Here is a 9,875-nt window from a genome sequence, read left to right as displayed (position 1 = left end):
CAGTCCGAACGGAGTCAGGCAATGAAAATAGGGAAGTTATTTCCAGACAACTCCTTAATGTCTACCCTAAGAGCGAAAAGTAGTAAAGAATGAACAAAAACTCAAGCGGAGCGCTCTACGCGCTCCAGTCTTATATCACCGCCCAATTGGACGATGCTTTACGGCGTGTTTGGTAAAGTGAATGATCCAAAGTGGATGGTCGATGATCATAGTGCCAATTATTAAATCTTCGTCGTTTATTTTATAAAGTTGTTTATCTGGTAAAACAGGTTGTTCATCCCTGAGGGTTTGTTACTCTGGTATTCTATCTATAGCCGTCTGCCAGAAACAAGGAGTGAAAGTGGATGACAGGATCCTCTATGCATTACTGCAGTGTCTGCGGTCACAAGACTCAAAGAAAAGTGCCTGAAGGGGACCATCGCCTGCGGGATGTGTGTGATCACTGTCAAACCATTCATTATCAAAATCCCAGGGTTATCACCGGGTGTCTGCCCGTTTACCGGGATAAGGTATTACTGTGTAAACGGGCGATTGAACCCAGAAAGGGGTTCTGGACACTGCCCGGCGGCTTTATGGAGTTAGGCGAAACCATCGAGGAGGGGGCGGCACGGGAAACCCGCGAAGAAGCCTGTGCCGATGTTACCATCGAATCACTCTATACCCTGTTTAATGTGGTCCATGTAGGTCAGCTGTCGGCTTTCTTTCTGGCGAGACTGGAACGCCCGGATTATGCACCGGGAGAGGAGAGTCTGGAGGTTGCCCTGTTTGCAGAAGATGAGATTCCCTGGGACCAGCTGGCATTTTCTACCATTGTCCGAACGCTGCGCCATTATTTTGCTGATCGCCGCAAAGGCGTATACCCCATGCGGCTTGAGTATGTCACGCCTCCCGACAGGCAAGACTGACCGGGTGGAAATCGAAGGCAGGCATGTCATAAGGGTGGGCCCGGAGCAGGGCCTCAATGGCTGGTTTTAACAATGGCTCCTGACAAATCATTTCCACTTTCCATGTTTCTTCGGTATGGATTTCGCCGGGTTGTCCACAGAAAGGCTGGCTTCCCGCCAGGGGGCGAAACTGGCCTGTTCCCGGGGTTTGCCAGCAACAGCAATCATAGGCGCCATAACGACCAGCGCCGGCAGTGAACATGGCCTCCTTGACCGTTTCCAGCCAGGGGGAAGGAATCATAACACAGATTTTGTATACCGTTTCAGGCGTGTTATTTGCGCTACCTGCAAAGGGTGGTGCAGATGCTTTCATGTTCATGAACCGTAACGGAAACGATTAATCACCGGTTGGGCGTACATTTTCAGGAACCAGGGGCGATACTGTCCGGGGCAGCGTTCCAGATGTCGGGTAAATTCATCGCGTTTTTGTTGCAGATCATCATTAGGAAAAAGCTGATCGATCCCCGGAACCTGAATAACCTGCTCATGCTGGTTGATCTCACTGCTGATCGCTTCCCAGGCAAACAGGTTGGATGGCTGCAATGCATAGTTATGTTGAATCTGATGGTCGACCTCTTTGACCACCGCGGCGGCATCGTCGAAGTGCCCTGTCAGCGGTTTGCCAAAGGCAACATGCACATGGCCCTTGTAACCTTCTATGCCCATGACAATGCTTTTCAAATCTTCATCGTCGGCTTTGCGATACTGACCGGTCTGTTGCTTCTCATATAATTCCCGGGCCTTGTCGCAGTCACAGGGGTCAAACTCGTAAGAGATGGCCACTGGTACAATATTCAGTGCGCGAATATTATCAGCAAATGTGCCCTGCCTGTCCCGACGGCTGAGGTTAAACATCTTGATAATGGCCGGGTCGGTCTGGTCATTACCATCCTTGGCCCGGCCTTCACTCTGGGCAATCCAGACCGGCTGGCCGGAATCAATGCAGTGGTGAATGTAGGCAGAGAGATTCTGGAAGGCCAGCAGCTTTTCCCGTCGCCCTGATAATGAGCGTTTGACGATGAAGCTCTTGTTCAGACGCATCAGGTCGCTGACAAAAGGGCGTTTGACCAGGTTGTCGCCAATGGCTATCTGGCAGGTTTCCATGTCGTTAAGGTAGAGCGCATAGTTGACCAGGGCCGGATCCAGGACAATATCCCGATGGTTGGACAGGAACAGGTATGCTCTGTCCCTGTTCAGATGCTCAATGCCTGAAAAAGACACCTTATGGGTGGTGGTGTTGATCACCCGGGTCAGATAGGGTTCAATGATGGCCTGAAAATCCCGGACATTATGGATATTCCGTGTCTGGTATTTTAACGCCAGAGAAGTGACCCAGGACATGGTCCGGGAAAACTGTCGGCTCAAACCGGGGTAACGGTGCTTTGCCATCACCTGGAGCAGGTCTTTATCATTTAGCAGGCGTGCCAGCGTAGGCCGGACCTCATGGTCATGGTAAGGGCGGATATCGTCAAAAGCTTCCATTTGTGCCAATGCTTTGAGGTCAGATAAGGAAGAAATCGTTATTGATTGACAAGCTATTATATTTCATTGGGTGTCTGCCGGTCTGTATAGACACTGTCGCGTAATGTAACTGAGCCGTATGGTGGATGCAAACCGAACGGTTTTTGGCTGTGTTGGATTCATTTGACAGTTGATTTCTATCCCTGCAGGAAATCACTGTGTGTAAGTCCTGCAAAACTGATTCTGAACGTCATATAATCCCGGTTTCAGGTTTTTGGAACCTGACCATTTATAAAAATACCAGGCAGGGGTAGTTTATGTTGAAGCAGTTCAAGAGTGCTGTCAGATGGCTGGTATTGCTGGCCACGATGACAGGACCGGTCTGGGCAACCACTCCGGCAACCACTCCGGCAACCACTCCGGTCAGTGGTGCTATGGCCCGGGGGCAGTTAAGCGAGGCTATTGAAATGCTTCACGGCCAGCAGGCAAAATCCGCTCAAGCCATTAAAGCCTTGCAGCGTATTGCCAGTCAGGGGGACCGGCAAACCCGGGCCGAAGCCATGCTCTGGCTGGGCAGGGCTTATCGTGACGGGCTGGCCGGGACCGATAAGGACAGTGCCATGGCGTTTGACTATTTTCAGCGGGCTGCCGGACGTGAAGGGTTGAACCCTGAAGCACAGTATGAACTTGGACGGGCCTATCTCAATGGCGAAGGCACTGACCGCAATCTGATCGCGGCCTTTATGTGGACAGAACTGAGTCTGCATGGCCCATCGAAAACATCGGCTGCTGCTGAAGTCCAGAAGGCCAGGCTGGTCACCATGCTCAATACGGTACAACTGGAAAAAGCCAGACAGCTGGTGGACCAGTTGCAAAGGCTTTATTTAAAATAACTATCTGAAATAATCAGACACTATTGATAGCAAATGATTAAAGTGTACAGCCCGGAAAATCTGGTTGAAGCCCAGTGTCTGAAGGATCTGCTGGCCAGTCGTCGTATTTTCTGTCACCTGGCCGGTGTTGACCTGATCGGAGCCATGGGCGAGTTACCTGCCATGGGCCTGTTGGCGCTGTATGTTGATGATGCCGATGCGGGACTGGCAAAAGCGTTGATTGAAGATTATCTCAATGCCGAGCCGGAAGAGCTGGAGTAATTCATGTGTAGCCGTTACTCATTCAACCTGCCCAAGGTTGACCTTGGCTTTCTTGGCATAAACGATAGTTTATCGCTAAAATCCGTGCAACAGGTGGTGCCCGGGCAGCAGGTGTGGCTGGTTCGAAATAATGAACAGGGTACCCCTGAGCTGGCTCAGGCCAAGTGGGGGCTGGCACCTTCCTGGTTGCAGGATTTATCCCGGGCCCAGATCAATGCCCGCGTGGAGACGGCATCGGAGTCAAGAATGTTCAAAGAAGCCTGGCAGGACCGGCGCTGCCTTATTCTGGCGGACAGCTACTATCAATGGCACATGGCTCCGGGCAACCGGCGTCAGCTGTGGCGTATCGGTGCAAAGGATGGTTCCCTGATATTGATGGCTGGATTATGGGAGCGGTTTACGGTGGACAGTACCCTGTCTTTTGATTCCTGTGCGGTGTTAACCATGCCGGCAATGGTGCCGTTAATGCTGATCGCTGAGCGCATGCCTGCTCTGCTGACTGTTGCCCACGCACAGAGCTGGCTGGCAGGGGCACCGTTTGATATTGATCGTTTTTCTGCCTCCCTTGCCAGCTTTCCATGGCAGAGCCAGAATATCCTCAAGGGCTGACATGGCCGTTTTTTTATGTGTTTCGAATACTCACGCTTATGTATTTTACTAATGTCTTACGACAGATCGCCTCATTTAACATGATATTTTTCAAAAATTCAGGAATGTAAAAAATTTGGGGATGAAGGAATTTTTCCTTGGAAAAGTGGTCCGATAGCATGAACCCAATTTATTACAGTACAATTATGCATCCATTTTCTAATACTTTTTCTTCTTTCTCTGAGGCAGTCTGGCTCAACGAAACCACAACAACAGGTCATAATAAAGAAATTGGTATGGTTGGTATGGTTGGTATGGTTGGTATGAAAAGTGTCTCTTTTTATGGCAAGAAAGTTGAATTATTTGAACCGACCAGTTCTTCCCATGTCACTGAAACAATCGATCAAGATGGTGCTTTTGATTCGTCAAATTGGTTCAAAACAGAGAAAGTTCTGCCATTATTTCCTGAAATTGGTGATCTTGATAACTATATGTCCGAAGATAGAGCAGGAAATAAACATTCTCTCTCTTCGCACCACGAAAATTGTGATGAATCAAGGAGTGGTGATATTTCCACAGAGATAAAAAAGGATGAACCGGATGCTCAGATAGAAAATTCAGCGAAGGTCTTGCACACTGTCAAGAAGTCTTTTCCGTGTAAGCATTGTGAGAAGATCTTTCATCGAAAAGAGAATCTAAAAATACATACCCGCACCCATACTGGTGAGAAACCTTATAAGTGTATGGTGTGCGACAAGGGATTTGTTCAAAGCGGTGACCTGGCAAGACATATCCGCATCCATACAGGCGAAAAACCCTACAAGTGTCAGGTGTGCGGCAAAAGTTTCAAACAAAGCTGTAACCTGACAAAACATACCCGCTTACATACCGGTGAGAGGCCCTTTAAGTGTCACATTTGCGACAAGAGATTTATCCAAAGCGGTGAAAGGTTAACACATACCAGAACCCACACCGGCGAAAAGCCCTATAATTGTGAGGTTTGCAAAATGGCCTTCGCAACAAAAAGAAATCTGACAAGGCACTGGAATTCTCGACTGCATTTGCGCAATGAGGCTTAGCTGTTATCAACCGAATCGCCAGGAAATACGGGGCAGTGTCTTTTGGACAGACTTACCTCTGTTCAGTTGGCTCCACCTGATCATACGACATCTGATGTTTATCGGTTGATGGCTTGAACCACCTTAACCGGTTGGCATTGGACACCACGGTGACCGACGACAGTACCATAGCGCCACCGGCTATGACCGGATTGAGCAGCAGGCCAGTAAAGGGGAATAGAATGCCTGCGGCGATGGGGATTCCCAATGTGTTGTAGATAAACGCGCCAAACAGGTTCTGTTTGATGTTTCCCAGTGTTGCTCTTGACAACTCAATAGCATCCGCCACACCGTGAAGGGATGCACCCATCAGGGTAACATCCGCCGATTCAATGGCAACATCAGTCCCTGTGCCAATCGCAAAGCCTACATCGGACTGGGCCAGGGCCGGAGCATCGTTGATGCCATCACCAGCCATACCCACTTTATGACCGCTCCTGGCCAGAAGGAGCTGCAGTTCTTTCACATGCCCGGCTTTATCTTCAGGCAGAACTTCAGCATGGAACTCGTCAATGCCAGCCTGTCTGGCAATCGCCTGCGCCGTCAACCGGTTATCACCGGTGAGCATCACCACGGTAATGCCCAGTTTATGAAGTCGTTTGATCGCTGTCTGTGAGTCAGCACGGATAGGGTCGGAAACCGAGATGATCCCTGCCAGACAGTGATCAATCGCCATAAACATCGGGGTTTGCCCCTGTTTTGCCAGTTTTTCCGCTGTACCGGCCAGTCTGTCGATGTTGCAGCCAGTGTCGGTCATCAGTTTTTTATTGCCCAGCAGCAGTACCTGACCATCGACGTTACCAGAAACACCGTGGCCGGGAATGGCCTGAAAACCCTCAACGCCTTTCAGTTCTATCTGCCTTGACTTGGCGGATGTCACAATTGCTTCGGCAAGGGGGTGTTCAGAAGCTTGCTCCAGGCTGGCAGCCAGGGTTAACAGTTCGATTTCAGTGTACGGCTCAAGACAGATAATCTCGGTAACTGTGGGGCAGCCTTTCGTGATGGTGCCGGTTTTATCCAGAACCAGTGTCGTCAGTTTGCTGGCCTGTTGCAATGCGTCACCCTTACGGATCAGGATACCCAGTTCCGCTGCCTTACCCACACCGACCATAACTGACATGGGGGTGGCAAGGCCCAGTGCGCAGGGACAGGCAATGATCAGCACCGTGGTGGTGACCACCAACATATGGGCAACCCTGGGCTCAGGTCCTGCAAAAAACCAGACAGTTGCCGCCAGCAGGGCAATCACAATCACTGCGGGCACAAAAATACTGGAGATTTTATCGGCCAGGCGGGCGATCGGCATTTTGGCACTCTGGGCTTTTTTGACCAGGGCGATAATCTGGGCGAGTGCGGTTTCACTGCCCACTTTTTCAGCCCTAAACAGCAGTGAGCCATTTTTATTCAGGGTACCGGCACTGATGGTATCACCCAACTTTTTTTCGACGGGGATAGGTTCACCGGTTAGCATGGATTCATCCACATAGCTGGTGCCACCCACAATGTTGCCATCCACCGGAATCCTTTCTCCGGGACGTACCCGCAGCGTGTCGCCTTTACGCACCTGCAGTACAGGGATATCCAGCTCTTGTCCATCACGAATCACCCGTGCAGTCCTGGCCTGAAGCCCAAGCAGTCGCTTTACCGCTTCACTGGTTTTGCCCCTGGCTCTCAGCTCAAGGGCATGGCCCAGGTTGATCAGTCCGATAATCATTGCGGACGCTTCAAAATAGACATGTCGGGCACTGGCAGGCAGCCATTGTGGAAACAGTACAACAATCATGGAGAACAGCCAGGCGGCACTTGTGCCCAGCGCCACCAGGGTGTCCATATTAGCATTACCATGTTTCAGGGATTGCCACAGGCCAGTAAAAAAGTGTCCACCGGAGAAATACAGAATCAGCCCGGTAACCACGCCCACCACGCCCCAGGCAATCTGCTCCTGAGGGTTGTTGACGCCCATCTCGCCGGTGACCATTCCCCAGATCATGAGGGGTAATCCAAGCCCCAGGGCGATGGCGCTGTGTTTCAGCAAATAGCGATAACGTCGTCTGTCGTCTTCTTCCTGCTGCGCCTGTTGTCTCTCATATGAATCCTCCCCAGGCTTCAGAATCGTGCCGGGAAACCCCACTTTTGCCAGTGTTGAAAGCACGGTATGGATGTCTTTATCAATATCAGTACTACCGGTGCTTTCTACCAGAACGGTTTTATCTGCCAGGTTAACGGTTCCCTTAACCCCATCAATGCCCTGCATTGATTTCTCAATGCTGCCAACACAGGATGCACAGTTCATGGCAGCGACGGATATAATCACCGAAGTGCCAGGGGCAAGCTCTGCAACAAACCCGACACGCTCTATTGCGTTGACCAGCTCTTCTGAAGAAGCGGTTCCAGCAACCCGTGCACTGCTATCAGCAAAATTAACACTGGCTTCTGTAACGCCGACAACCGCAAGCAAGGCCTTTTCTACCTTGCCAACGCAGCTGGCACAGCGAAGACCACTCAATCGCAGTTCGGTTTCTCTGGCGGTCATGGGTTATGCTCCTGTGGCAATCTGACACTGATTCATCATGGGATAAGCATAACCCTTCCAATTACCGGAAGGTAAAGGGGAAGGTTTAAGGTAAAGGGAATACACTGGAAATGTCTGCGGCATTCCTTGTCTGGCTCCAGCGTCTTGTCTGGCTCCAGCGTCAGAGTGAACTTGGCATCCACTAAAAACAATCGGACAACACTGTTAATGTTTTAGATAGATCAGTAAATTCCACCCGACTGTCGCTCGAAACGATCTGCAAACATGCGGTACTTTTTGATGACTCCAAACGGTCAAGTTCAACCTGGACTCGCTCCCAACAATGGGCTTGACCTAATAAATCCACAGGTCCACTAACATAATTAAATCCATTTTCTAATAAACCTGCAAACACATCTTTGCCTTCAAATATTTCTTTGAGTTTATCCACAAATTTTTCACCAATAGTCTTGGTTTCTTCTTCTGGTTTTTCTGATTCTGCTTCATTAATTACCTCCTGAAAGTTGATGTTTTTAGTGGATTCGACGATATTATCGATGCTGATATCATTCATTGAATCTGTGGCATTGTTAATGACTGTTGCAAGTCGTTCGAAATCAGGTTTGTCGCCAATGGCAAGCCGTTTTATGGTGTCACAAAAAATAGTTTTAAACTGATCAAGTTGAAGAAAGTTATTCAATAAGTCCAGTGGTATTTCACTAATAGCGGGCATCACTAAAGATGCAACTCGTTTCTTTATAATTTCTCCCAGCTTGACATCCTCCATGCACTCTCTTACTTTTACATACACTCTGCCTTTTGATTGATCAACATTTTTACCTGTAAAATGAAACCCTTTCTCTGCATATTTATCCAGGAATTCAATAATATGATATTTTTCTCCCTCAATAACGAAAGGAAAACCATCCAAAATTAAATTACAAAGCCCCGAGTTTTTCATGAAATGTACAGGGAAATTTACCTGTCTTTTCAGAGGCTCGACAAGGTCTTCTCTTCTGTTTCCTGTATAACCAAAGATTACTTTTCTAAAAGTATATTTAATCCCTTTTTTTCTCTTTTTGAATGTCTTTTTTGCGGCTTTTCTTATTTTCTTGCCAAGAGCCAATGCCCCATCAACAGTATCAAAATCTGAAGGGGCAGTTTCACTAATAACTCTGACATCAAATCCAGTATCACAATCAAAATAAGATTCATCATCCGAATCATCCGAATCATCCGAATCATCCGAATCACAAAGTTGTGAGTTAGCGTCATAAAAAGGTTGAGAATAAGCATCAGAATAATTTTGAGAATAAGCGTCAAAAAAAGGCTGAGAATTAACGTCAAAATACAATTGCGATTCAGCGTCCTGAAATGGAGTATCATCAACCTCTAAATCAGACTGATCAAATTCAGAACTGTCTTTATTCCGCTCAATCTTCTGCCAATTTTGAACATCTTGGCTAAGTTTCTGAGTTTTGCTTTTCTCCTGTAAAAGATCTTTACCAATGGAGCATGCAATAATCATATCCCCAAGACCCTTCATCAGAGTATTAACTTTTTTATTATATTGGTGTTTTGCTGTTTTTTTTTGTGATTTTACCTTCATTCCACCAAACGCTCCATCAACTTCACTATTGTCATAATTTTCCCCACTATGCTCATCGAAAAAAACCTTCGGCTTATCATTGTACCCACCTACACAATCCACGACAAAAACCTCTTGAGGATGAATTAATGAAACTTTCTTAATCACCGTTAAACGATCGATTGAATAGTATTATAAAATTCAAAACAAATCGTAAAACCATGGCCGGACGATCAGTTTCCATGGTCAGGACACCAGGCTGATGAGATGAGGATAAGAATAGTATAAAATCTTCAGGCAGGACTTTATTTAACAGTCGTTTATTACTGTCAATAGCGTCTTTACTTAATCATTGGTTATCACAAGGATTTTACAGATACTTCATATGCTTGTTCCGGGCCAGGGCGGTAGAATCAGATGTACGTACGTTTATATTTAAGCCGTTTTAGACGACACTCTTACGATAGACATTAAGCATCTATCTATTAATTCCAGAAGCAAAAGCTTTGA

The 9,875-nt window shown here is 47.8% G+C and carries 9 protein-coding genes; 5 read left to right on the top strand and 4 right to left on the bottom strand.

Annotated elements, in window-relative coordinates; all coding sequences use genetic code 11:
- Positions 1-359: 359 nt before the first annotated feature.
- Positions 360-905 carry an NUDIX hydrolase gene (locus tag KDK14_RS06425; protein ID WP_257264190.1) on the top strand — a complete coding sequence of 182 codons (546 nt, stop codon included), beginning with the start codon at positions 360-362 and terminating at the stop codon, positions 903-905.
- Here KDK14_RS06425 and KDK14_RS06420 read toward each other — a convergent pair.
- Both KDK14_RS06420 and KDK14_RS06415 read right to left on the bottom strand, forming a co-directional pair.
- On the bottom strand, positions 880-1,257 hold the full coding sequence (locus KDK14_RS06420; protein WP_257264189.1) for a hypothetical protein: 378 nt from the start codon (positions 1,255-1,257) through the stop codon (positions 880-882). The genes KDK14_RS06425 and KDK14_RS06420 overlap by 26 nt on opposite strands.
- A 2-nt stretch (positions 1,258-1,259) precedes the next feature.
- Complete coding sequence (locus KDK14_RS06415) at positions 1,260-2,426, bottom strand: 1-acyl-sn-glycerol-3-phosphate acyltransferase (protein ID WP_257264188.1); 1,167 nt, start codon at positions 2,424-2,426, stop codon at positions 1,260-1,262.
- A 296-nt stretch (positions 2,427-2,722) separates the two neighbouring features.
- On the opposite strand from KDK14_RS06415, the gene KDK14_RS06410 reads away from it, so the two are divergent.
- From KDK14_RS06410 to KDK14_RS06395, 4 genes are all read left to right on the top strand, one after another.
- Positions 2,723-3,298 (top strand): tetratricopeptide repeat protein, encoded by a 576-nt coding sequence (locus KDK14_RS06410; protein ID WP_257264187.1) that lies wholly within the window; start codon positions 2,723-2,725, stop codon positions 3,296-3,298.
- A gap of 33 nt (positions 3,299-3,331) precedes the next feature.
- The gene (locus KDK14_RS06405; protein ID WP_257264186.1) at positions 3,332-3,559 is read left to right on the top strand and encodes a DUF2007 domain-containing protein; all 228 of its coding nucleotides are present in this window, start codon (positions 3,332-3,334) and stop codon (positions 3,557-3,559) included.
- A 3-nt stretch (positions 3,560-3,562) separates the two neighbouring features.
- A complete protein-coding gene (locus KDK14_RS06400) occupies positions 3,563-4,168 on the top strand; it encodes an SOS response-associated peptidase (RefSeq protein ID WP_257264185.1) in 606 nt (201 codons plus the stop codon).
- Between the two features lie 158 nt (positions 4,169-4,326).
- A complete protein-coding gene (locus tag KDK14_RS06395; RefSeq protein ID WP_257264183.1) occupies positions 4,327-5,226 on the top strand; it encodes a C2H2-type zinc finger protein in 900 nt (299 codons plus the stop codon).
- Between the two features lie 52 nt (positions 5,227-5,278).
- On the opposite strand, the gene KDK14_RS06390 is transcribed toward KDK14_RS06395, so the two are convergent.
- Positions 5,279-7,798 (bottom strand): heavy metal translocating P-type ATPase, encoded by a 2,520-nt coding sequence (locus KDK14_RS06390; protein WP_257264182.1) that lies wholly within the window; start codon positions 7,796-7,798, stop codon positions 5,279-5,281.
- A gap of 181 nt (positions 7,799-7,979) precedes the next feature.
- Positions 7,980-9,533 carry a hypothetical protein gene (locus tag KDK14_RS06385; protein WP_257264181.1) on the bottom strand — a complete coding sequence of 518 codons (1,554 nt, stop codon included), beginning with the start codon at positions 9,531-9,533 and terminating at the stop codon, positions 7,980-7,982.
- Between the last annotated feature and the right edge of the window lie 342 nt (positions 9,534-9,875).

Source organism: Endozoicomonas sp. ONNA2 (assembly GCF_024606365.1).
Taxonomy (GTDB): Bacteria; Pseudomonadota; Gammaproteobacteria; order Pseudomonadales; family Endozoicomonadaceae; genus Endozoicomonas.
Note: the sequence above shows the minus strand (reverse complement) of the source record. Positions and strands in the feature narration are given on the sequence as shown.

Excerpts from the sequence above, each read along its gene's own strand:
- KDK14_RS06400 (WP_257264185.1), top strand. The coding sequence starts at position 3,563 with ATGTGTAGCCGTTACTCATTCAACCTGCCCAAGGTTGACCTTGGCTTT.
- KDK14_RS06405 (WP_257264186.1), top strand. The coding sequence starts at position 3,332 with ATGATTAAAGTGTACAGCCCGGAAAATCTGGTTGAAGCCCAGTGTCTG.
- KDK14_RS06425 (WP_257264190.1), top strand. The coding sequence starts at position 360 with ATGCATTACTGCAGTGTCTGCGGTCACAAGACTCAAAGAAAAGTGCCT.
- KDK14_RS06415 (WP_257264188.1), bottom strand. The coding sequence starts at position 2,426 with ATGGAAGCTTTTGACGATATCCGCCCTTACCATGACCATGAGGTCCGG.
- KDK14_RS06410 (WP_257264187.1), top strand. The coding sequence starts at position 2,723 with ATGTTGAAGCAGTTCAAGAGTGCTGTCAGATGGCTGGTATTGCTGGCC.
- KDK14_RS06390 (WP_257264182.1), bottom strand. The coding sequence starts at position 7,798 with ATGACCGCCAGAGAAACCGAACTGCGATTGAGTGGTCTTCGCTGTGCC.
- KDK14_RS06420 (WP_257264189.1), bottom strand. The coding sequence starts at position 1,257 with ATGAAAGCATCTGCACCACCCTTTGCAGGTAGCGCAAATAACACGCCT.
- KDK14_RS06395 (WP_257264183.1), top strand. The coding sequence starts at position 4,327 with ATGAACCCAATTTATTACAGTACAATTATGCATCCATTTTCTAATACT.